Annotated in this window: 19 protein-coding genes; 5 read left to right on the top strand and 14 right to left on the bottom strand. The window is 63.3% G+C overall.

Annotated elements, in window-relative coordinates:
• Positions 1-151: 151 nt before the first annotated feature.
• Both ACLIRY_RS00695 and ACLIRY_RS00690 read right to left on the bottom strand, forming a co-directional pair.
• Entirely contained in the window at positions 152-1,693 is a 1,542-nt protein-coding gene (locus ACLIRY_RS00695; RefSeq protein WP_413203418.1) for a GMC family oxidoreductase, read from the bottom strand.
• Between the two features lie 107 nt (positions 1,694-1,800).
• Positions 1,801-2,526: a FadR/GntR family transcriptional regulator gene (locus tag ACLIRY_RS00690; protein ID WP_413203417.1), complete on the bottom strand. Its 726-nt coding sequence runs from the start codon at positions 2,524-2,526 to the stop codon at positions 1,801-1,803.
• Between the two features lie 328 nt (positions 2,527-2,854).
• On the opposite strand from ACLIRY_RS00690, the gene ppaT reads away from it, so the two are divergent.
• Positions 2,855-4,033, top strand: a complete 1,179-nt coding sequence (ppaT, locus tag ACLIRY_RS00685) for a pyridoxamine--pyruvate transaminase (RefSeq protein ID WP_413203416.1) — start codon at positions 2,855-2,857, stop codon at positions 4,031-4,033.
• A 48-nt stretch (positions 4,034-4,081) separates the two neighbouring features.
• On the opposite strand, the gene ACLIRY_RS00680 is transcribed toward ppaT, so the two are convergent.
• The 7 genes from ACLIRY_RS00680 to ACLIRY_RS00650 form a co-directional block, all read right to left on the bottom strand.
• The gene (locus ACLIRY_RS00680; RefSeq protein ID WP_413203415.1) at positions 4,082-4,615 is read right to left on the bottom strand and encodes a flavin reductase family protein; all 534 of its coding nucleotides are present in this window, start codon (positions 4,613-4,615) and stop codon (positions 4,082-4,084) included.
• Between the two features lie 177 nt (positions 4,616-4,792).
• Positions 4,793-5,947 carry an AbrB family transcriptional regulator gene (locus ACLIRY_RS00675; RefSeq protein ID WP_413203414.1) on the bottom strand — a complete coding sequence of 385 codons (1,155 nt, stop codon included), beginning with the start codon at positions 5,945-5,947 and terminating at the stop codon, positions 4,793-4,795.
• 90 nt (positions 5,948-6,037) lie between these two features.
• Positions 6,038-7,072, bottom strand: coding sequence for a leucyl aminopeptidase (locus ACLIRY_RS00670; protein WP_413203413.1), 1,035 nt, complete (start codon positions 7,070-7,072; stop codon positions 6,038-6,040).
• Between the two features lie 14 nt (positions 7,073-7,086).
• Positions 7,087-8,448 (bottom strand): amidase, encoded by a 1,362-nt coding sequence (locus tag ACLIRY_RS00665; protein WP_413203412.1) that lies wholly within the window; start codon positions 8,446-8,448, stop codon positions 7,087-7,089.
• Entirely contained in the window at positions 8,445-9,902 is a 1,458-nt protein-coding gene (locus ACLIRY_RS00660; protein ID WP_413203411.1) for an amidase, read from the bottom strand. Before ACLIRY_RS00660 ends, ACLIRY_RS00665 begins: the two co-directional genes overlap by 4 nt.
• Before the next feature lie 118 nt (positions 9,903-10,020).
• Complete coding sequence (locus ACLIRY_RS00655; protein WP_413203410.1) at positions 10,021-11,508, bottom strand: 4-hydroxyphenylacetate 3-hydroxylase N-terminal domain-containing protein; 1,488 nt, start codon at positions 11,506-11,508, stop codon at positions 10,021-10,023.
• 620 nt (positions 11,509-12,128) lie between these two features.
• A complete protein-coding gene (locus ACLIRY_RS00650; RefSeq protein ID WP_413203409.1) occupies positions 12,129-12,593 on the bottom strand; it encodes a hypothetical protein in 465 nt (154 codons plus the stop codon).
• A gap of 104 nt (positions 12,594-12,697) precedes the next feature.
• Between ACLIRY_RS00650 and ACLIRY_RS00645 the strand changes: the two genes are divergently transcribed.
• The 4 genes from ACLIRY_RS00645 to ACLIRY_RS00630 all read left to right on the top strand — a co-directional run bounded on the left by ACLIRY_RS00645 (position 12,698) and on the right by ACLIRY_RS00630 (position 17,691).
• Positions 12,698-13,726 carry a putative B6 ABC transporter substrate-binding protein gene (locus tag ACLIRY_RS00645; protein WP_413203408.1) on the top strand — a complete coding sequence of 343 codons (1,029 nt, stop codon included), beginning with the start codon at positions 12,698-12,700 and terminating at the stop codon, positions 13,724-13,726.
• A gap of 319 nt (positions 13,727-14,045) precedes the next feature.
• On the top strand, positions 14,046-15,644 hold the full coding sequence (locus ACLIRY_RS00640) for a putative B6 ABC transporter ATP-binding protein (protein ID WP_413203407.1): 1,599 nt from the start codon (positions 14,046-14,048) through the stop codon (positions 15,642-15,644).
• A complete protein-coding gene (locus tag ACLIRY_RS00635; protein ID WP_413203406.1) occupies positions 15,641-16,756 on the top strand; it encodes a putative B6 ABC transporter permease subunit 2 in 1,116 nt (371 codons plus the stop codon). The genes ACLIRY_RS00640 and ACLIRY_RS00635 overlap by 4 nt, the downstream gene beginning before the upstream one ends.
• A 2-nt stretch (positions 16,757-16,758) precedes the next feature.
• Positions 16,759-17,691 carry a putative B6 ABC transporter permease subunit 1 gene (locus ACLIRY_RS00630; RefSeq protein WP_413203405.1) on the top strand — a complete coding sequence of 311 codons (933 nt, stop codon included), beginning with the start codon at positions 16,759-16,761 and terminating at the stop codon, positions 17,689-17,691.
• Positions 17,692-17,801: 110 nt separating this feature from the next.
• On the opposite strand, the gene ACLIRY_RS00625 is transcribed toward ACLIRY_RS00630, so the two are convergent.
• From ACLIRY_RS00625 to ACLIRY_RS00605, 5 genes are all read right to left on the bottom strand, one after another.
• Positions 17,802-18,782 (bottom strand): asparaginase, encoded by a 981-nt coding sequence (locus ACLIRY_RS00625; RefSeq protein ID WP_413203404.1) that lies wholly within the window; start codon positions 18,780-18,782, stop codon positions 17,802-17,804.
• Positions 18,783-18,805: 23 nt separating this feature from the next.
• Positions 18,806-20,017, bottom strand: a complete 1,212-nt coding sequence (locus ACLIRY_RS00620) for an ABC transporter substrate-binding protein (RefSeq protein WP_413203403.1) — start codon at positions 20,015-20,017, stop codon at positions 18,806-18,808.
• Positions 20,018-20,193: 176 nt separating this feature from the next.
• Positions 20,194-21,255 carry a CobW family GTP-binding protein gene (locus ACLIRY_RS00615; protein ID WP_413203402.1) on the bottom strand — a complete coding sequence of 354 codons (1,062 nt, stop codon included), beginning with the start codon at positions 21,253-21,255 and terminating at the stop codon, positions 20,194-20,196.
• Complete coding sequence (locus ACLIRY_RS00610) at positions 21,252-21,524, bottom strand: hypothetical protein (RefSeq protein ID WP_413203401.1); 273 nt, start codon at positions 21,522-21,524, stop codon at positions 21,252-21,254. Before ACLIRY_RS00610 ends, ACLIRY_RS00615 begins: the two co-directional genes overlap by 4 nt.
• A 317-nt stretch (positions 21,525-21,841) precedes the next feature.
• A complete protein-coding gene (locus tag ACLIRY_RS00605) occupies positions 21,842-22,717 on the bottom strand; it encodes a polysaccharide deacetylase family protein (protein ID WP_413203400.1) in 876 nt (291 codons plus the stop codon).
• Between the last annotated feature and the right edge of the window lie 3 nt (positions 22,718-22,720).

Below are 22,720 nucleotides of genomic sequence, written 5' to 3'. Positions count from 1 at the left end.
AAAAAGGGGGGTTTGGGGGCATCGCCCCCAAAGGGGCTTGGGCACTCGCCCAAAAAACACGAGACACTGTGCTGCGCCCTCTTTCCTGTCCATGCTTGGGATGTCGTGCCAAATCTCATTGGCCGTGACTCAGGGCCGCTGCCTATTGACCCTATCGCAACTGAGCGGCGGCAGCTTCGGCGACGGCCAGAACGGCCGCATGAATTGGACCCGCAGGGATGCGGGGAATCACCGAAGCATCCACGATCCACAAATTCTCCACCCCTCTCACCCTCAGATCCGGATCAACGATCGCGCCCTCGTCGGCGCCCATGCGGCAAGTACCGCAGGGGTGGTGGTGGGTCATTACCGCCTTGGAGAGGAAATGGTCCACGGCCTCCTGTTCCGTGACCGAGGGTCCCGGAAGGGCCTCTGCTGCCCGCCAGGGGACCAGAGCCTCCCCCCCGCCGACCAGCCGCGCCAGTTCCAGGGCCCGCCGCGCCATCCGCCGGTCATGGTCCGTGGACAGATAGGCGGGATCGATCATCGGCGGGGCGTCAAGATCCGGTCCTGTGATCGCGAGGACTCCCCGGCTGGTCGGGTGACAGACCCCCGACAACAGGGTGTAGGCCTCGCCCATGGCCGCAGGGGATGGGAAAGCCGCCGTCACGGATGGCGCCGTCACGCAACCAAGGACCACATCCGGCGATCCATCGGGTCGGGAGATGTCCTCCGCGTCCAGGTACATGAGGGATTCGGAAAGCTGCAGCCGCGAGGGTGGCACCGGTTGTTTGGCGAGGTAGACATTACCCGCCGTCAACAGATGGTCCTGAAGGTTCCGTCCCACCTCCCGCCGGTCCAGCAGGCAGGACACATTGGCCTTGGCCAGGACCCTGCCGTCCCCGATGCCCGAGCGCATGAGCAACAAAGGTGTGCCGATGGCACCGAGGGCGAGAAGGATCCGATCGGCCTCCAAAACCGTCACGACCCCGTCCGCCTCCACTTCGACCCCGACGATGCGCCCCTTGGCCAGCTTCAAGCGCAGAATCCGCCGCCCTGTCAGGATCGTCAGATTGGGCCGGGCGAGGACATCCCGGGTCAGGTAGGCAGTGGCCACGGTGACCCGAAGACCGTCCTTGATGGTCAAGGAATTGGGGCAGGCCCCCTTCATGGGACCATCATTATGTTCAACCAGCGCTGGAACCCCCAAGGCCCGGCCAGCCTCCATATACGCGCCGACAACCGGATTGACCTCGGTCTCCAGATCCGGCAAATGCACCGTCATCGGCCCCCCGGTTCCATGGTTGGACGTCGGCGGGCCGTCGAAGGTTTCAGACCGCTTAAACCCCGGCAACAGCCCCTCAAAGGACCAACGCCTGTCTCCCCCAGCGGCCTCTGCCCAAAAGGCGAAATCGTCGGCATGGCCGCGCACATGGGCCATGGCGTGCAGGCAACTGGACCCGCCAACCACCTTGCCCCGCGCCCAACGGTGGATGCGGTTCGCCGTGTGGGGCTGGGGGAGAGTCTCGAAGTCCCAGTCGAAGGCACGGCCCTGAATGAAAGGCCAGAGATCGGGGCGGTCGATATCGGGATCCCTGGGAAAGTCCCCCGCCTCAAGCAGGGCAACCCGGCAGTCGGGGTCTTCGGACAGTCGGGCGGCGAGAACACAGCCAGCGGAACCGGCTCCCAGGATCAAAACATCATGATGCACCATATAACGGGGTCCCTTCGTGACAGGGGGGAGGGGAACGGCAAGGTGGAGAGGGACCTTCCTTCCGCACCGCACCCTCCTCACGAAAGGCCCGCGTCACAAAAGGAGAGTCAGGCCGCGTCCATGCCCGGAGAGAGACGCGCCATAATCTTGCGCTGGACCACGGCCAAGTGATCCCACATCGCCCGCTCTGCCTCCACGGGGTCGCGGGCGGCAATGGCCTGGGCGATGCGGTGGTGCTCGGCGTCACGGCTTTCGACCCGCGCCAAGGTGGTGGCCTTGTCGCTGTCGGCGTACCGGAGGCGCCCATCGGTGGCCACCTGATTCAGCAATTGGTGCAGTTCGGAGGCGAGCATGTTCCCCGCGCCCGACGCGATGGCCCGATGGAAGATCTGATCGGCCTGGCTGGGACTCATGCCCGCGGGCGTCGTTGCCGCGCTGACAATCCGCGAAATATCCGCCGGAGAGGCCCGCAGGGCAGCCAACCGCGCCAGGGCTGGTTCTAGCACCAGACGCATTTCCATCACCTCGAGCGGATTGGTCGAGCGCACCAAGTTTTCCTCGCGCTTACTTTCCGCATTGGCGCGCCGCCCCACCCGGGGGGCAGGCAACTCGCCGTTGGCCCGCAGGGTCTCCAATGCCCGCCGCACTTGGTAGCGCTTCACGTTCAACCGTTCGGCGACCGCCCGTTCGGGGGGCACATCCCCCTCCTCTACGGTCAATTCGCGCACAGCCTCAATCAAGGCCTCCAGGTTCAGTGGCGGTTGCCTTTTGCTTCCGTCCCTCTTTGCGCCGTCCTCCGGCCCGTTCCCTAAGGTTTGGTCTTCCGAGTTCATACCAATCTTCTCCCCGTTCATTGGCCGCCCCGCCAAGCGCCTTTCTGCGGGACCCTCGTTCGCCCCGCGCCCTTTGACGACCAGGAAACATACACCAAAACGAACCGGATGATAAATGGTTGACTCAGATTCACGTCCCGAGTGCGAAACAGGTTCTGAAAAACGAGCCGAATTCTTCACATTCTCTTTATATTTCATCTCACTAGAGAACTTTAGGCAGATTTCCGACCAACGTCAACCAGAATCAACCATTTTTGTTTTTTGGTTTAAACCAACCACCCACTCGCATAAACTGCCCCTTCCGGCAACCCAATAGACTGGATCCTCCATGGACCCCCTATTCACCCTCACCACCGGCCCCGTGGACATCTATCCCGAGGTCTCCCGAGCCCTGGCCCGACCCATTTCCTATGATTACGACCCGGTGTTCCTCCACCACTACGAAACCGTTCACGGAAAGGTGGCCCGAGCCCTGGGCACGGACGCCGACCACACCGTGATCCTCCAGGGGGAACCCGTCCTCGGACTGGAGGCGGCGGCGGCCTCCCTGATCTCCGGTCAGGACACGGTTCTCAATCTGGCGTCCGGAGTATATGGCGCCGGTTTCGGCGAATGGGCCAAGCGTCACTGCGGTGCCTTTCACGAAATGCGCGTTCCCTTCAACGAGGTCATTGATCCCCAAGCCCTCTCCGCCGTCCTCGACGCCCATCCGGAGGTATCCATCGTCTGCCTCTGTCATCACGACACCCCCTCGGGCACCGTCAATCCGGCGGACGCCATCGGTCACATTGTGGCGAACCATGGTGCTCTGCTGATCGTCGATGCGGTCTCCTCCTTCGGGGGCATGGCGATCACTCCGGCGGGTTGCCAAGCCGACCTGTTTATCACCGGCCCCAACAAATGCCTGGGCTGCCCTCCCGGCCTGTCCCTGCTGGCGATCAGCGACCGGGCCTGGGAGAAAATGAAGGCCAATCCCACGGCCCCCAGGGGCTCCATCCTCTCCATTCTCGACTGGGAGGGCGCCCAGCGGGCGGATCAACCCTTCCCCTTCACCCCCTCCGTCGCCGAGATCAACGCCCTGGACGCCGCCCTGGACCGCTATCTGTCCGAGGGACCGGAAGCCATCTGGGCCCGCCATGCCCTGACCGCTGCGGCCTGTCGGGCAGGGATCAAGGCCATGGGGTTCACCCTCTGGGCTGCGGATGAGTCCTTCGCCTCGCCCACTTGCACCGCCGTCCGCACCCCCGAAGGGATCGATGAACAGGCCCTGCGTGCCTTGATCCGCGAGCACCACCGGGTCACTTTGTCCTCCGGACGGTTGGAGACATTGGGCCGCCTCACCCGCATTGGCCATATGGGTCCCACCGCCCATCCCCTCTATGCGGTCATCGCGCTGGTGGCCTACGGGTCAGGCGTGGCGACCCTGACGGGCCGGGCGGTCGACATCGGTGCGGGTGCTGCCGCAGCCATGGCCATCATCGATGGCGCCAGTCCGCTTACTCCCTGACCAAACGGGGGGATGGTGGAGCAGAAGCCGCCCCACCATCAGCCCCCATCAGCCCTGGGGAGCGAAGGCGCCATAGGCCCGGCTGGCGTGGAGCAGAGGACCACCATCGGCCCCCTCCCCCATGGAAACCCACGCGACTGCACCGAAAATCACGCCGTGGGTCCCCACCTCCACCATATCCGTTACCCGGCAATCAAAGGTCACCAGAGCATTCGCCAAGACCGGCGCGCCGGTTTCCAAGGTTGTCCAGGCGAAGGGGGCAAACTTGTCGCCACCGGGCGCGGACAGCCGACCGGCGAAAGTGTCCGACACCTCCGCCTGCTCCCGACCCAGCACATTGACGCAGAAGACCCCGTTCTCGAGGATCGCCGCCCGGGCCGGGCTCAGGCGGTGCACACAAACCACCAGATGGGGGCCGGGGTCATCGGCGCAGACCGAGGACATGGCCGAGACAGTGACCCCCATGCGCCCGGCAGGCCCCGCCGTGGTCACCACACTGACCGACGTGGCAACCCGGCTCATGCCGTCCAGGAACGCCGTTCGGAGATCGATCTCCGGGGAATTACGGGTGGTGGTCTTCATCGGGCCATCCTTTCCACTTCGTTATCGGTCCAAGCTCACCGGAGCCCCGGGACCACAGCACATTTAGATCAAGCCGCCCTGAATCGGCATCGATTGAGGGCGGATCATTTATCGAGACTCAGAGGGTTAGAGCATCGCATGGGGCGGAAAACCGGAGCCCAGTTTCCGCTCCATGCTCTAATCCAAGCCCCCGGAGACCTCGGTCGCTCGGGCCCGGCGTCTGGCGCGGACAGCGGTGCCCCAGATCACCAGGGACTCCATCCATCTCACAATATAGGGTGCAAGCAGCACGACCACGAACATGCGCGCCGTCTGGGGAGCCAGAATGAAGGACACGTCGGCATGGCTGTTCACCGCCACGATGGCGATGGAATCGATACTGCCCGGCGCCATGGCCAGGAATGCGGTCAACAGGGAGACCTTCAGCACCCCGGACAGGGCGGCGGCCATCAAGCCGCATAATCCAATCAGCAGGACAGTGGAGAACAGAACCAGCGGTGTCATACGAAGCACCTGGACCACCGTTGCCCGGGTGAACTTAAGGCCCACGTCCAGGCCGATGACAATGAAGGCGGCGAGCAGCGCCCAGGCGGGAGGCACCACATGCAGGGTGCCCGAAGCCTCGAAGGCCGTCGCCACCAACAGCGGCACCATCATGCCCGCAGCCGGGACCCAGCGAAACAGCGGCGCGGCCATCCCGATGGCGCCCAGAGCCAGAGGTGCCAGAACCAAGAGAAGGGACCGGTCCACGGATGAGGGCGCGACGGCCCCCCCCAGGACCACAGTTTTCTCTCCAAGAAAGTGGGACACCAGGGACACGGCGAGGATCACACTCGCCAGTCGCACATATTGCATAAAGGCCACGAGGCGGACGTCCCCTCCCCGCTCGTGGGCCATGACCACCATGGCCCCGGACATGCCGGGTAACGATCCCCAAACGGCGGTCGCCATGGGTACCCCCGACACCCGATGGACCACCAGAGCACAGAGGCAGGAGAACAGCAGTGTTCCCACGACCGTCGCCAGCAACAGGGGCCAATCCCCGGCAATAGCCCCAAGGATGGAGGGTGTCAGGTTTCCGGCGATCAGGCAACCGGCGAGACCCTGGGCGAAGAGGAAACAGGACCGAGGCATGCGGGGACCCTGGCCAGACAACGCGAACAGAACCCCCACGAGCATGGGACCGAGGAGGAAGGCCGCAGGCAGACCCACCAACCGCAGCGCCAGGGAGACCCCAACGGCAGCGGCGAGGAGGCTCGCCCAGCGGACTCCGGACAGCACGAGGCGCCGACGCGGGCCAGGGCCCGCCGCCCTTGGAAGAAGCGGAGACATGGAAAATGATCCGTTGGTCGCCGCCTCTCCTTTTAAAAAGGCAAAGACGGCGACAGGGAGAGTCACGCCCGCTACGCGGGCGTCATCCGGTCAGGCGCGCAGAACCTCAGGCACGATCCGCCCCCTGTCGACGATGGGCAAGCCATCAAGGAACAGGCTTGCGCCATGCATGGGAAGGTCCGTGTGACAGGCCGTGTCGTTCGTTCCGCCCAGTTCCGTGTTCGGCCCCAGGGAAAACAGGACGTTGCCGTAATATGCCAAGCCATGGACCCCGATTTCCTGGTCCAGGGTTCGGCTGGTGGCCAGATGATAGCGCTTGGCATTCTGGTTCAATCCCCAGCCGATGTGGGAGACGGCAAAGGCCCGGGGATCGTCGAAGCTTTCCATGTACTCCCGCATCAGGCTGGCATCCAGGCCGTCGCCCTCAATGTCGGTCACCCAACCCTCGCGTATGGTCAAGGCGATGGGGGCGTGGATATAGCGGCGGAAGGTGGCATTGATGTCACCGGGCTGGAGGACAACCCGGCCATTCACCTCTCGGTCGCCCCCCTGGGACAAAAGAAAGCCCGATGGCCAGTGATCCCAACGGCCTGGTTCATCGGTGTATCCGTATTCGGTCATCACCGGATAGGCTCCCATGCCATAGGTGACGTCCGTCCCGGCATCGGAGGTCACCCGCAGGACCTTGGCCTTGGCCATCAGCTCTGCCCCATATTCCACGCGGCGCCGCAAGTCGGTGTCCGGGAACATGGCCCGCAGGACCTCAATGGGTTCGACCACCAGCAACATCCGGGTTCCCGTGGCGGTGATCTCCTCCTGCTCCGGCGAGAACAGCAGGCCCATGAGGTCGATGACAATGTCGGCGGCCTTCAGGGTCTCAATGGCCGTCCGGTTGCCCGACAGGGCATTGCGACCATGCAGGAACTTGCCGTCCTTGCTGGCCATCCGGGGAACGGTGATTTGCAAAGCCTCGGCCCCCAATTGCCGGGCGGCCAGGAGAAAGGCCTGCGCATAGTCTCCCCGGATCTCGCCTTCAGACAGGACGGCGAGTGTTTCACCCGGCTTCACCTTGCACAGCTCCAGTTCGGCCCGGAACAGGGTTACCATCTCGAAATCGATCGCCATGTCTTGCTTTCCTTTTATCGATCGCTTGCAGCGAGGCCCCGCCCCGCGGGCGTCCAGGGTCCCCGCACCCGGTCGAGCAGACCCTCAACCCTGGCCGCCAAGGCCAGAACCCGGGCATCCTCTCCCCGGCGGCCCACCACCTGAAGGCCCAGGGGCAACCCGCCCGGGCCAATCCCTGTGGGCAGGGTCAGGCAGGGGGCGCCAATGGCGGTCCAGGCCCGATTGAACAATGGATCTCCCGTCGCGTCCAACCCCTCTGGCGCAGGTCCTGGCGCAGCGGGTGTCAATAAGATCTCGACGTCACCCAGGGTCCGGGCCAAGGCGGCGGGCAAGGCGGCCATCCGTCGCTTGGCATCCAGATAGCCTGCCTCTCCCACCTGAGCCTTGGCCTCCAGGAAGGCCTGGGTGACGGGGGCCATGTCCGAGAACCGGGTCAGCCGCTCAAAGGCCAAGGCTCGTGTGACTTCCCACCCCATCACCTGGTCCTGAATCTCCAGGGCATCCTCAAACCAGGGCGCGTCTTCCAGCTCCACCAGATCCAAACCAAGGTTGGCCAACGTCGCCAGCGTGGCCTCGAAGCCCGCACGGCCGGAGGGATCCATCGCGCCCCATCGGCTGGTCCGATAGACACCGACGCGGAATGCTGCCCCGGCGTCTCCATCCCCCGCTCCCCCCGCGAGCCCCGGACGCCCGGACAGGACAGCGGCCAGCCAAGCCGCGTCCCGCGCGTCCCGGGTGATCAGCCCCAAGGTATCCAGGCTATCGGACAAAACCTTGATGGCTGTCCGGTCCAGCAAGCCAAAGCTCGGCTTGTAGCCGACGACACCGCAATAGGCTGCGGGACGGATGACAGACCCCGCCGTCTGGGTCCCATAGCCAGCCAAAGCCATCCCCGCCGCCACGGCGGCACAGGATCCACTGCTGGAGCCGCCCGGCGTATGGGCTGGATTCCAGGGGTTACGCGTGGGGCCTGGGCTGGCCATGGCGAATTCCGTAGACACCGCCTTGCCCAGAACCACAGCTCCCTCCGTCCGGGCCAAGGCGACACAGGGGGCGTCCCAAGCCGGGCGGTTGCCCCGGTAAATCGCCGAGCCGTATTCGGTGGGCCAATCGACGGTATCGATCACGTCCTTGATGGCCAGGGGCGCGCCCGCAAGCAGACCAGAAACCTCCTCCCGGTCAATGGCGCAAGCCTGGGTGAGCACCCGCTCCCGATCCAGGTGAGCCCAGGCGCGGACCTCCGGCTCCCGGTCGTCGATGACCGTGAGGCAGGCCAGAGCTACGGCCTCCGCCGTCACGGCGCCCGAGGCGATCAAGCCCGGCAGGGTCCGGAGGCGGAGGGTATCCAAATCCAGATCGGTATCCAGACCGGTCATGGCGCTGTCTCCAAAGGGGCCAATGACGGGAGAGCGGGGAGGCGCGCCGCCCAGGGCGCCGCCCGCTCCAACTGTCCAGAGAGGGCAAAGAGCAGAGCATCCGCCCCGAATGCCGCGCCGAAATGGGCGCCAATGGGCAACCCCTCCCGCGACCAGCCCAGGGGAAGGCTCACGGCCGGACAACCCGATGCGTTAAAGGCGCAGGTGAAGGGCGCATGGGCCCAAAAGGCGTCGTAGAATGCATCCACATCCTCGGTGTCCCCCGTCATGCGGCCCAAAAGCGGTGGCGGTTCGGCGGTCGTGGGTGTCAACAAGACGTCGTATCGGTCAAAGAAGCGTCCCAAGGCCCGCGCCGTCGCATGCAACTGGTTGACCGCCCACAGGTAGTCCGTCGCGGAAAGAGTCTGGCACTCCCGGATCCAGGCGGCATTGACCGGCTCGACCCCGGACAGGGGATCGGCCAAACCCCGCCGGACCCCGGCGGCCGCCACCGCCGGGCCGATATTGACACCGACAATGATCCGCCAGGCCCGCTTCAACGCCTCGGCATCGTATTCGGCGTGGTCCACCTCCTCCACCCGATGGCCCAGGGACTCGCACAGCGCCGCCGTCTGGCGGGTGGCCTCCAGCCATTGGGGATCCACTGGCGTCCCCAGGGGCGAGCCCGGCGTGAAGGCGATGCGCAGGGGCGGTGGATCCGCATCCAGCGCGGACAGAAAGGACCCCGGGGCGGGGGGCGCCGCATAGGAGTCGCCCCGGTCCGGACCTGCCGTTGCGTCGAGCAGGGCGGCGCTGTCGCGGACCGAGCGGCTGACACAATGGGGCGTGGACATGCCCGCGATCGCCTCCATGGCCACCGGCCCCAGGGGCGTGCGCCCCCGGCTCGGCTTGAACCCCACCAACCCGCAATGGGCCGCAGGGACCCGGGTGGACCCGGCCCCATCGGAGGAATGCGCCATGGGGACCACGCCCGCAGCGACAGCCGCCGCCGACCCACCGGAGGATCCACCGGGCGAGCGCGTCAGGTCCCAGGGGTTGCGGGTGGGGCCGAAGGCCAAAGGTTCGGTGGTAAAGCTGAGGGCGAACTCCGGGGTATTGCCCTTGCCCATGGGCACCAGCCCCGCACCGAGATATCGGGCGGTCAAGGTGGCGTCTCTCCCGGACACCACGTCGTCGAACAGGCGGGAGCCATTGGACAGCGGCGTTCCGGCCATCTCCAACCCGGTATTCTTCAACACAAAAGGCACGCCATGGAAGGGACCCGAAGCCGGTCCCTGGGAGACCAAGGCGCGAGCGCGATCGTAAAAAGGATGCACGATGGCGTTCAAAACCGGCTGAACCGCCTCCGCCCGGGCGATTGCGGTGTCCAGCACCTCGGCGGGGGTCACGGATCCCTCGCGGATTTCCGCAGCCAAGGCTGTGGCATCAAGGGACGCATAGTCGGAGAAGCGCATGAAAGAAGGTCCTGAACGGGGCCGGGGAAAGGCGCTCTAAAATCTATGGAGATTCACTCACGGCGTGGGTGGAGAGCTCCCTTGGGGAGGGACGACGCTCCACCCCACCTGAGAGAGATCAGGACAAGCCGGACAGCCGCTTCACCTGCCCGACGAAGGCCTCCCGCTTGACCTCGTTGAACAGCCGCTCGCGCAGGCGGGGCGCCGGGCTTGAATTCACGTTTTCGAACAACGCCACCCGCCCCGCCAGGGCACCACAGGTCATGTCCCAAACGAAGTTCATGAGCAGTTCCTTTTCCTGGGCCTTCACCCCCTTGCCGGGAAGGATCTCCTCCAGGTATTGCCCGATCTCCGGGTTATCGAAGGCCGCCTTTCCGAACCGCATGACCAGACCCTGACCACAGAGCTCCTGGAGGATGTGCACGATCCGCGGATAATGCTCGATGGAATAGAGGCGGCCTGCGGTCAGCATCCCCACATCCGGTGCCATGACCTCGCCCTCGGTGGGACGGGCCATGCTCTCCGCCGCAGTGACGAAAGCCCGCAGGGTCTGGGCATACTGAATGATCTCGCCCAACATGCCCTGGACGGCGGGAATGTGGCCCGTGCCCAGCACGTCGAGCACCAATTGCCCTGCGCCAACGAACAGTTCCGCTTTCACCGCCAGACGGGTCAGCACATGCCAGTGGGCGAAGGTGCAGACGGGACCGTAGTACTGCATGGCCGTCGGATCGCCCAGGTTGAAGATCCGATCCACGGGAACAAAGACGTTGTCAAAAATGATGAGCTGATCGGCTTCCTCGCCCAAACGGGACACCGGGTGATCGAAGGGATCAGCCCCGGGGGTGGAGACCATTTCCCGGGAGACCATGCGGATCCCCTCGGAGGCAGCGGGCACGGATCCCCAGATGCAGGCCTCTGCGGGGGTGTCGCGCAGTCCGCCCAGGTTGGTGAAGAAGACATCATTGGCCTGGGCGGCGATCGATCCCACCGTCTTGGCCCCGGAAATGCGGATCCCCCCCTTTTCCACGCTTTTCACACGCAGCAGAGAGGCCTCCGCCCCCTTGGGCGAAGAGCGGTCGTTCTGGGGACCGGCCAGACATTCGGACGCGGTCAGATTGGTGTCCCGGCCGTAAGCCATATACCGCTCGATGTTCTCGGCAAAATCCGGCGTGCATCCGGCGATTTCAGACTTCTTGGCCTTGAAGGTCGGCAGATAGGCCATCAGGCCGGTGACGATGGCCGGTGCCAGATCGGGGGGACGGCCAAAGGTACCCGCTGTCTTCAAGCTGGTGTATTCGATCATCTTGCGGCGGTCGGCCAAATCCTCTTTGGTGCGCGGCACTTGCCAGGCCCGGCTGACCACCGCACCGCTATCGGGATCCACATAGGTGGTTGCGTCGGCGAACTCCGGCTTGAACTGGTCATCGAACATGGACGCGAGCAGATCGACGCCTGCCCCCAAGGCCGGATCGTCGGTCACACGGGCAATCCGCCGACCGCCAACCCAGATCATCCGACCGTCATCCAGCGACGCCTTGAACTGCTCCCCCGTCCTCAGACGAACTTCGGATTCCGATTTTACCGGCTTAACTGTCGCGTTCATTCCTGGCGTCTCCAAAAGATCAGTGCCCATCGCCTTGCGGCAATCCGTTCCGGCCCGAGTCCGAGCCAACGGCAAAAACACACCACGTCGGAGGGACAAGGTCAACCATTTTCCAACCATTTCTCAACCAAAAATCAAATTGCGACCAAAATCGCCCCCTGCATACAATTTAACCATATAGTGCACAAAAGAATATCTTGCGCCTAATATGTGCAGAAAATACCATTTTAACAAAATATATATTGATTAAAATACGATCATCAAAACAGAACTGATAAAAATTCGCGAGATATGGGAAATTTCTCTACTCAATTCTAGCAAATACAAAAGGAATTGAACTATTAAGAATGCAATTTGATATATTTTTTCTAAATATTATGAGATAGGAGATTTTGTTCGACGATTATTTTAGCACCCTTCATCCCTTTGAAACGCAAAATCGCAACCCGATCCACCAACCATAATCCACCCAATCTCAACCTTTAACGTAAATTGGTTGACCTTCCCCGATGCTCTGATATTCTCGGCGCCGATTGGAACGCGCCACTGGGGCGCGTCCACGACGAACCGGCGCGGGAGATCCCCCCTTGCCCATCACACATCCGACCGCAAGTCCCAGCCTATCGGCAGACCAGCCCCTCCCCTTCAACCGCACAGACCACCTGGCCCGGTTGGGCGGCGACACCGGCCCGACGCTCCAGCGCGATGACCGCACGGGTTTCCCAGGCCTCTCCGCCCAACCCACACCACATGTTGTCCAGGGGCATACGATCCTCCTGGTCGTTCAACAGGAACACGGTTCCCGTATCCTCCTCCACCCAAAGCGGGACGGTGATCCGCTCTCCCGCTGTCAGGGATCCAAGGTCCATGGAATACCAATGGGCCAAGGAAACGAAGCAGGCGACGACCTTCCCGGTGTGGTTGTCGATCTCAAGGGGAGCGGCGGTCAGGCCCGCCGTGCCTCGCTCCCAGGACAGATGCCCGCCTCCTTCCACCGCCTTTGGTCCCGAAGGGCTCTCCGTACACCCAACCAAACTGGCTGAGACAAGCAGAAACCGCCAAACCTGGAAAAAACGAGAAAACATAAAACCCTCCATATCGAAAGAGAACAAAAACAAAGCCGACAACGAAATATACATTTTCATTTTTATTTACTCAACACACTCGCATCAAAAGAAGGATCGCAGAAATGGTAATGAGAAAACTGATCATACATTCGGCAATTGCGCTCATTGCGGGCAGCACTTCTTTTTCAGCCATAGCTGCTGAAGTAAAGAGCATCGCGATCCTGACACCCGAGCAGGGCACGGACTTTGGCTGGAACCAGCAGGGTGTCGACGCGGCCAAGGCCGTGGGCGAAGCCATGGGCCTGGAAGTGATGGTTGCCGAAGGATTGGGCTATGGTGACGTCCGTCCGACCCTGCGTGAACTGGCCGAGGATGGTGCCAGCTTGATGATTGCCCATGCCAGCGGCTACAACACGGCCGCCCCGGAAATCGGCGCGGAAATGAACATCCCCGTGGCAATCACCGACAAGCCCGACGCCGCCAAGCCCGGTGCTGTTGCCGATTACACGGCCAGCGGCCACGAGGGCGCCTATCTCGCCGGGCGCCTCGCCGCCAAGATGACCCACACCGGAACGGTCGGCATCGTCGTGTCCGGAGAACCCCCCGCCTGGAACGCCCAATCCATTGGCTTTGCCCAAGGTGTGAAGGCGGAGAACCCCGACGTGACCGTGCGCTATGCGGTCATCGGTCCCGCCGCCTATGCCGATGCCGCCGGCGGCAAGCGGGTGACGGCCTCCGTCATCGCAGCGGGCGCCGATATCATTTTCGGCCAAGGCAACGGCTCCACCTTCGGCATGTTGCAAGCCGTCGAAACCACCCCGGCGATTGATGGTGGCAAGGTCTATTTCATCGACGTCATCGGCGACAAGACCAGCATAGACAAAGGCTATCTCCTCAGCTCCGTCATCTGGAACCTGGAACCCGTCTTTTCCGCCATGGTCGAGGATTTGAAGAGCGATACCTTCGGCACCCATGGCTACGGCCTGTCCTTGAAGGACGGATCCGTCGGTCTTTTGAAAACCAAGGCCATCCCCGACGCGGTCTGGGGCGAGATCGAGGCCATCAAGGCGCAGATCATCGACGGAACCATCCCCCTGACGGTCAGCTATGACGCCGACACCGTGCACAAGCTGGTAAGTACCGTCGAATAGGCGGCCCCCAGAGTGATGTTAGAGTGCCTTCGAGGCCATACACGACAGGGGGTGTTTTCCCGTCACGGGGCTTTGCCCCGTCCCCCCCTCTTTGGCGAGGCTGGGGCCGAAAGGCCCCAGACCCCGGGTTAAAAAAAAGGGGGGTTTGGGGGCATTGTCCCCCAAATGGGCTTGGGCAATCGCCCAAAAAGTCGTGTCGCTGTCGTGTACCGTGGCCAAGAACTGGCCCAATTTGACCTCGGAGCACTCTAGGAACGCCGAAGCCATCATTTCGACGTCCCCTTCCGTCCGGTTTCCTCCTGGAGAGGTTTTGTCTCCCATGACTCTTGCCCAAGCTCACCCCTCGTCCGCGCCGTCCCGCCCGACGGTTTCCCTCCGGGGGCTCACCAAGCGCTTCCCCGGCGTCGTCGCCAACGCCGATGTCGATATCGACCTCTGGCCCGGCGAGGTTCATGTGCTTCTCGGCGAGAACGGGGCGGGGAAATCCACCCTGATCGCCATGCTCTCTGGCCTGCAGCAACCCGATGAAGGCCGCATTCTGGTCGACGGCGAACCCGTGATCATCGAGTCGCCGCGCCGGGCCCTCGACTTGGGCATCGGCACCGTTTTTCAGCACGCCATGCTCGTGCCATCCCTCTCTGTGGTTGACAACATGACCCTGGGTGGCCCCTGGTGGAAGCGTCCGGACCGGGCCGGACTGGTGGCGCGCATGCAAGGAATCGCCGAAGACATCGGCGTCACCCTCGATCCCCTGGCGCTTACGGGCTCCCTCTCCCTCGGTGAACAGCAGCAGGCGGAGATTGTCCGCGCCCTCGCCCGGGGCAGTCGGGTTCTCATCCTCGACGAAGCCACCGCCATGCTCACGCCCCAGGGGGCCGAGGACCTGGGCGCGGTCATGCGGCGCCTCGTGGCCAAGGACCTGGCCGTGGTGTTCATCACCCACAAACTCAACGAAGCCCTGGACTATGGGGATCGCGTTTCGGTCCTGCGCCTGGGCCGCAAGGTGGGCGAGCTCTCCCCCGACCGCATGGCCTCCCTGGACCGGGAGCAGGCCCGTGGGGAGATCATCTCCCTGATGTTCGGTGCCTCGCCCACCGCGGCGGCTTCGCCGGGGGAGAGCTCGCCAAAGGCGACCGGTCCCGCCCGCGCAACCACCGTGCCGCGGCCCGAACGGCCCACCTTGGAGGCCATCGCCCTCTACACAACGGGTGAGTCCCAGGTCCCCCTGTCCAACGTCAATCTGAAGGCCTGGCCGGGGGAGATTTTGGGCATTGCGGGCATTGACGGCAATGGTCAAAAGGAACTGGCGGAAACCCTGGCCGGTCAACGCCCCGTGAAGGATGGCCGGATCCTGTTGGGCGGAACCCCCGTTGATGGCCTGTCCGTGGGCCAAAGGCGCGAACGGGGCCTGCGCTATGTCACGGACGATCGACTGGGTGAAGGCACCGTGGGCAGCTTTCCCGTCTCGACCAATCTGGTTCTCAAGCAAATTGGCGCGCCCCCCTTCTGGAAGATGGGGCTGGAGCGCCCCAAGGCCATCGCCGAGAACGCACAGCGCCTGATCCGGGAGTTCGACATCCGCACCCCCGACGCCACCACACCCATTGGCAAGTTATCCGGCGGCAATATCCAGAAAGCCCTCCTCGCCCGGGAACTGAGCGGCGACGCCCATGTGGTGATCTTCGCCAAACCCACCTATGGCCTCGACCTGCATAATATCGCCGCCTCGCGCCGTCGCATCCGCGATACGGCGGAGTCCGGAAAGGCCGTGATCCTGATTTCAACCGACATGGAGGAACTGTTGGAGCTGTCCGACCATATCGCCGTGATGGCCCAAGGCCGATTGAGCGCCCCAATTGCCAACTCGGCCCAGGCCCGCGAGCAGATTGGCGCGCTGATGAGCGGACTTGACCAATGACGGACCGCGCCCTTCCCCCCCAAGCCCGCTCCGGATCCTGGATCGACGCCCTCTCCGCCCGCCTGACCGGGCGGACCCGCCGATGGGGCCACGCCTTACTCTTGGCCCTTGGGCCGGTGCTTGCCTCCTTGCTGATCACCGGCCTGATTCTCCTGGCCCTCGGCGTCGATCCCCTGTCCTACTATGGCTATGTCCTGCGCCGGGGCCTGCTGTCGCCCACTGGCCTCGAAGCGACATTGACCCGCATGGGGCCTTTGTTGCTGATCTCTGCCGGCTTGATCGTCTCGTTCCGGGCGGGCATCTGGAACCTGGGCGGTGACGGCCAATTCCTGCTCGGTGCCGTCTTTTCCATCGCCGCAGCCACGGCCTTGCCGGATACCGTTTCCCCCTCCTGGGTCCTCCTCCTCTGCCTGATCCTGGGGGCCGCCCTGGGAGCCCTGTGGTCGGTCATCCCGGCCCTGCTGCGGGCCTACCAGGGTGTGAATGAGATCATCACCACCTTGATGATGACCTTTCTCGGCACCTCCTTGGCGAACGTAATGGTCAAGCTGGTGTTCCTCGACCCCGAAACCAGCGTGCCCCAGACCCGGACCCTACCCGTCGCCGACCGCCTGCCCCGCCTTTTCGACACCACGGTTTCGAGTGGCCTTCTCCTGGGTCTGATCGCGGTACTGGTGGTGCATCTGATGATGACCCGCACCGCCTTCGGATTGCGCCTGCGGGTGGTCGGAGCCAATGCCCGGGCCGCCCTCCACGCGGGCCTGCCCGTCCCCCGACTGACCATCGCCGTCTTCGCCCTATCGGCGGGGCTTGCGGGACTGGGGGGAGCAACTGAGGTGCTGGGCATCCAGGGCAATGTCCGGGCGGATTGGAATCCGGCCTACTCCCTGGGTGTCATCCCGCTTGTCTTCCTTGCCCGGTTCAACGGCTACGCCACCATCGCCTTCGTCTTTTTGTTCTCCATCCTGTCCATCGGCGCGGAAAGCGCAGCCCGGCGCATGGGGGTTCCCAACTACTTCACCTTTGTGGTCGTCGCCGTCCTGCTCATCGTCCTGGCCCTGGCCGAATATATCGACCAACGCCGCCGTCAAAACCATGGGAAAGGATCCTGACCATGGGTCTGTTCACCGACGCCTTCCTCACCTCCCTTCTCCTGGGGGCGATCACCGCAGGCATACCGCTTCTCCTCGCCGGATTGGGGGAGCAACTCTCCGAGAAAGCGGGCGTTCTGAACGTCGGCCTGGAGGGGATGATGCTCATGGGCGCCTATTGCGGGTTTCTCGTTGCCTTCGAGACCGGATCCATCGGTCTGGGCTTCCTGGCCGGCGCCCTGGGCGGCGCCGTCACCGCCGGACTCATGGTCTTGCTCTGCGTCCGCCTGGGGCTGAACCAGATCGTCATCGGTATCGGCATCGTCCTTGGGGCGGAGGGACTGACGGCCCTGCTTCACCACTTCCAGTTCTCTCGGTCCTACCCCCGCCTGCCCGCCGCCGAGAGCTGGGCCCTTCCCGGACTGTCCAGCATTCCGATCGTCGGCCCTGCCCTGTTCCAGCAACCGCCGATCACCTATCTGGCCCTGCTCGCCGTTCCCCTCGCGGCCTTCGTTTACCACCGCACCCACTTGGGCATTGCCCTGCAAGCGGCAGGAGACAAGCCCGCAGCCTTGGACTCGGCAGGCGTGGACGTGATCGGCACCCGATCCCTGGCCGTTCTCTGTGCGGGCACCATGGCCGGTTTGGGGGGCGCTTTCATGGCCGAAGTCGGCGCGGGCATTTTCGTCCCCTTCATGACGTCGGGAGGGGGCTTCATCGCCATCGTCTTGGCCATGTTGGCCCGAGGCCGCCCGCTTTGGGTCCTTTTGGGATCGCTGATTTTCGGGACCTGCCTTTCGGCAACCACGGCCCTTCAGGTCGCTGGAGTAGACGTCCCCACGGACGTGATCCAAATGCTGCCCTTCGCAACGGTCATGGTTGTCCTGGTGGTGTTCGGTCGCCGGGCGAACCTGCCCGCCGCCCTCGGCCTTCCCTATGTGCGGGGTGCCCGCTAGATCAAACAGGTTGAGCATCGAGTGGACCGGAAAACCGGTGCCCACTTTTCCACTCGATGCTCTAAACCCGGTGCCTGCCCCTCTCCCCAAGAGAAAGGGATCCGCTCCCCTCACGGGCCGGCGAAGACCTGGGTGATCCGGTCCTTGTCGGCGCCAGCTCCAAGCAAAGCCGAAAGGAGCAAACGCGCCTTGATCGGCGAAAAGTCGCCCCCCAGGATCGCCCCGGCCTCAACCAAGGTCGTTGCTCCGGAATCCCCACCGTAGACTCCCGCTGTCCGGCCCTCCGGACAGCGGGAGCAAACCACCACGAGCACACCCCGCTCGCGCAACCGAGCGACGCCCTCGGCAAAGCCCTGGGGCGCGTTCCCGCGACCGAAAGCCGCAAGGACAATGCCCCGAGCCCCCCGATCAGCGAGCAGATCCAAAAGGTCCGCCCCCATCCCCAGGCCAAGCAACAAGAGGTCCACACGGTCCTCCAGACACTCTGTGGACAGGCGCAAGCCGGACCTGGGGGTGCGGTAAAGATGAACCTCGCCCCTGTCCACTTCGCCGATCTTGCCCAAACCAGGGGAGCGGAACGTATCGGTGCGTGCGCTGTGTGTTTTTGTGACCTCTCGGGCGGCGTGAATGTCCCCTTCGAACAGGATGACCGCCCCTAAGCCCACAAGCGCCGGGCTCGCGGCACAACTCAAGGCGTCGGCGATGTTCCGCGGTCCATCGCTATCGGGCTCACCCGCATGGCGTTGGGCCCCGGTGAAAACCACGGGCTTATCGGATGTCACCAGCAAATCAGCCAGCCAGGCACTTTCCTCCATGGTATCCGTCCCGTGGGTCACCACCACCCCATCCACCATCGGGTCAGCCAAGACCGCATCAATCCGCAGGCACAGCGCATGGACCGTAGGCAGGTCCAAGGCATAGCTACCCAGGGCCTTGAAGTCCTCGACGCTCACCGTTACCCCCTTGGGCGATCCCTGGGAAAGAGCGGCAAGCAGCCTCTCTCCGGCCAGTGCGGCGGTGACAGGTCCCCCCGCTTCGGTTTCGGTGGAGGCAATGGTGCCACCGGTGGCGATCAGACGAATATGGGCCATGGGGAAATATCCGAAAACAAGGGTTATCCGGGCTGGACTGCGCGCCGCTGGCGGGTCCCCCGGGACGCGGAAAAGGCCATCAGGTCATTCCAACGGCGCACAAGGTAGTTGTGCTCGTCCATCGTCGTGTTCCAGACGGCCACATGGGAAGAGCGCGCCCGGTAGGATCCACCGGAGCGGACCTCGCCCAGGCGAATGGCCAGGGCGCCGGAAGGGTTGGGCAAGGGCCGCGCTGCGGGCAAGCCTTCGTACCAATAATCCCATTCTTCCGGGTCCAGATGGGCACGGACCCGACCGGGAACGGATAAATAGTATCCCTGCCTTGCCATGACCGCCCCGGGCCACCCCGACAGGAACCAATTCATCCAGGCATAGGCCATGTCGAGCCGCTCGCCCGTCAAATGATTGGCCAGACAGAGACCCCCGTGCCACGCACGATAGCCCTCCACGGGCACCGCCTGACGGATCCGCATGTCTCGGGCCTTCACCGCGACCACCGACGGCGACCACAGGGAGGCAACGATCAACTCCCCGGACAGCAGACGGTCCGTGGCCTCCAGCGTGGTTGTCCAGAAGGGCGCCAAATGCCCCGACTGGACCAGGTCCCACCCGGCGTCGATGACCTGATCGATCTCCGAAAGGGTCAAGTTCCCCAGATCGCGGAACCGCACCTTGCCCGCCGCGCGCAGGGCCATGGCCAGATCGAACACACCGATGGCCGGCTCATCCACCAGGGCCACCCGCCCCTTCCAGCGCGGATCGAGCAACTCACTCCAGGACGTGACTTCGTTGTCCACATCCTTGCCCGTGGCGTCCAGGTTCAAGGCGAAGCTGTCGAAATTGTGGACCGTCGGCAGCATGGAAATGCGGCCCGTCGTCTGACTGGACAATCCCCCGTCGGGCTGGACGTACAACCGCGTGACCGGCGCATCCCCGCAACCCAGTCGGCGCCCATCCAAGCCCCCTTTCTTGGTCAGATCCGTCACCTCGTTCCACGTGGTAATCCGGTCCGTTTCAATGGCCTGGATCGCCCCCCAATGCCACACGATGTCCAGGTTATGAAAGCACTGGTCATAGACGTCATAGGTTTCCGGCTGGGTCGCCGCGATACGTTGGGTGGTCACGAAATCATGCTCATGGAACTCGATGGGAAACCCGAGATCCACCTGAGCGCGTGCCTGGAGCAAACGCCAGGGAAGAATTTCCGTGCACAGAACGCGTAGGGGCTTGGTCAACACAGTGCTTCCAAATGGGGCATGGATCGCGGCCCGGAACCCGACCCGACGCGACCGATACGAAACAAAACAAGGGTCCACTCCGTCCCAATCCCACCGCAGGGACCGGACCCGAGGTCCTTTTGATCCTCTTTGTCTTCACGGGAAAGTGGATTTTCGCATGTTCCTGACAAAGGCTAAATCCTCACCCGAGGTGCGGGGTCACCGTAAGACGTGTGATCCGCTTCCTTTCTGCCAAAATCCGTAAAAGCAACCAAAGACCGCTTAATCCGGTTCGGGTCAAGGTCGCGAAAGATGAACACGATGCGGGACCGGTGGTCGTCGTCCGGCCATGCGGGCAAATGGACGGGCGGATGGACCAAATGCTGGACGCCGTGAATGGCGACCGGCCGATCCTCTCCGGCGATGGCCAGAATACCCTTGACGCGAAAGATCTTGTCCCCATGCCGGTGCAACAGCAGCGTCAACCAAACACCGAAGTCGGTCCAGTTCAAGGGGCGATCGAGAACAAGGGAAAAGGTCGAAACCCCGAAGGCTTCGTCGTGGTGATGCCGCTGCGGGTCCCCCTCTCCCATCGCGCCCCCCATCGCGCCCCCGGGGGTCCTCAGCAGGGATCGGGCAGGCGAAAGCTCCGCCAAAATCTCCGACACCGGATCAGCTCCGGTCACCACCGGAGCCGAGGGATTGACCTTGATCAGACGGTCGCGCAGGGAGGAAACCGCCCGGGCATCGACAAGGTCCGTTTTGGTCAGAACGATCCGATCAGCGGCGGCGATCTGATGGACCGCTTCAGCCCGGCCAGAGAGCTGGCTCTCTGCGTTCACCGCGTCGACCGTTGTCACGACACCACCGGCGATGACATGACTGCGCAGCACCGGATGGGCCCGCAGGGTCTGGAGAATGGGATAAGGATCGGCCAACCCCGTAGTTTCGATGACCACCCGGTCAAAGTCGATTTCGCCGCGGGCGCGCAGGCTGTTGAGATTGCCCAGGGCATCGGCCACCTCGCCCCGGACCGTGCAGCAGACACAGCCCGACTTCATCAGAACAACCGTGTCATCTATCCGGTCGAGCAGATGGTGATCGAGCCCGATCTCACCAAACTCGTTGATCAGGACCGCAGCCCGGTTCATGGCGGGATCCGTCAAAAGGCGTTGCAACAGGGTCGTCTTACCCGACCCCAGGAAGCCCGTCACCAGAATCACCGGAGTTGGATGGGATGATGGTACCTTGGTCATGACCGCTCCATCCAATCGATCAGATCCGGATCCAGGGGATCGAAGGCTCTTCCGGCCAAGCGCTCCGCTTCGGGCCAGAGGTGAGACAGGGCCTCGAACACCTGGGTCGCCCCGGTGGGACTGGACAGCACATGGGAGGTCCCCCCCCACAGGTTCAGTTTCAGGCGACGATACCCCAGGATCCGGTTGATGCTGGCGATACGGCGGTCGGTCTCGGTCCGCCGGGACAGGCGATCGGTGTTCCGGGAATAGACCCCGGGCCGCGCCACCGGATTTGTCCAATGATCATCACAACCCAAAATACCGCAAAGCGAACACATGACAGGCCCTCCTGTCGGTGGAAGGACATTCGAGGCCAAGTGTGGTCTTGAAGCACTGTACACGACAGGGCCGTTTTCCAGTCACGGGGCTTTGCCCCGTCTCCCACTGGGGCCGAAAGGCCCCAGACCCCAAATTCTTATTTGTAAAAGAAAAACGGGGGTTTGGGGGCATTTGCCCCCAAATGGGCTTGGGCAATCGCCCAAAAAAGACAAGATACTGTCGTATACTGTGGTCTCGAAGAGACCCAACTTGATCTCGGAATACTCTAGCGGGGACAGCGCTTCGCGAAATCATCGGCCATCTCGTTCATGGTGACGAAGCGGACACCCTCATGTCCCTTGATGTGGTTGAACAAGCGTTCCAGCATCAACAGAACCTGCGGGCGGCCGGACACATCGGGGTGAATCGTCATGGGGAAGACGGCATAGTCCATATTGGCATAGACCCAATCGAACTGATCGCGCCACATCTCCTCGATATCCCGGGGATTGACGAACCCGTGGCTATTCGGGGCCTTCTTGATGAACATCATCGGCGGCAGGTCGTCCAGGTACCAGTTGGCCGGGATCTCGATCAGGTCGGTTTCCTCGCCACGGACAAGGGGCTTCATCCAGTCCTCGGGCTTGCCCGCATAATCGATCTTGGTCCAGCTATCACCCACGCGCACCCGATAGGGGCTGAAATCGTTGTGCATCAAGGAATGATCGTACTTGATGCCCTTCTTCAGCAGCATTTCATTGGTGACATTGGAAAACTCCCACCAGGGGGCGACGTAGCCCGTGGGGCGCTGGCCCGACAACTCGGTGATCAGCCCGATGCATTTGTCCAGAACGGCCTCTTCCTGTTCCGGAGTCATGGCAATGGGGTTCTCATGGCTATATCCATGAATCCCGATCTCATGCCCGCGTTTGGCGACCTCCTTCATTTGCTCGGGGAAGGTTTCGGCGGAATGGCCGGGAATGAACCAGGTGGTCTTGATCCCCAGCTTGTCGAACAGGTTCAACAGACGGGGACTGCCCACCTCGCCAGCGAACAGGCCCCGCGAAATATCGTCCGGGCTGTCCTCGCCGCCGTAGGACCCCAACCAACCGGCGACGGCGTCCACGTCGATGCCAAAGCCAACCAAGATTTCCTTCGCCATTGT

The sequence above is a fragment of the Rhodospirillum sp. A1_3_36 genome (genome assembly GCF_047263945.1).
GTDB lineage: Bacteria > Pseudomonadota > Alphaproteobacteria > Rhodospirillales > Rhodospirillaceae > Rhodospirillum.
The sequence above is the reverse complement of the archived record's forward strand: the minus strand, read 5'-3'. Positions and strand labels throughout refer to the sequence as shown.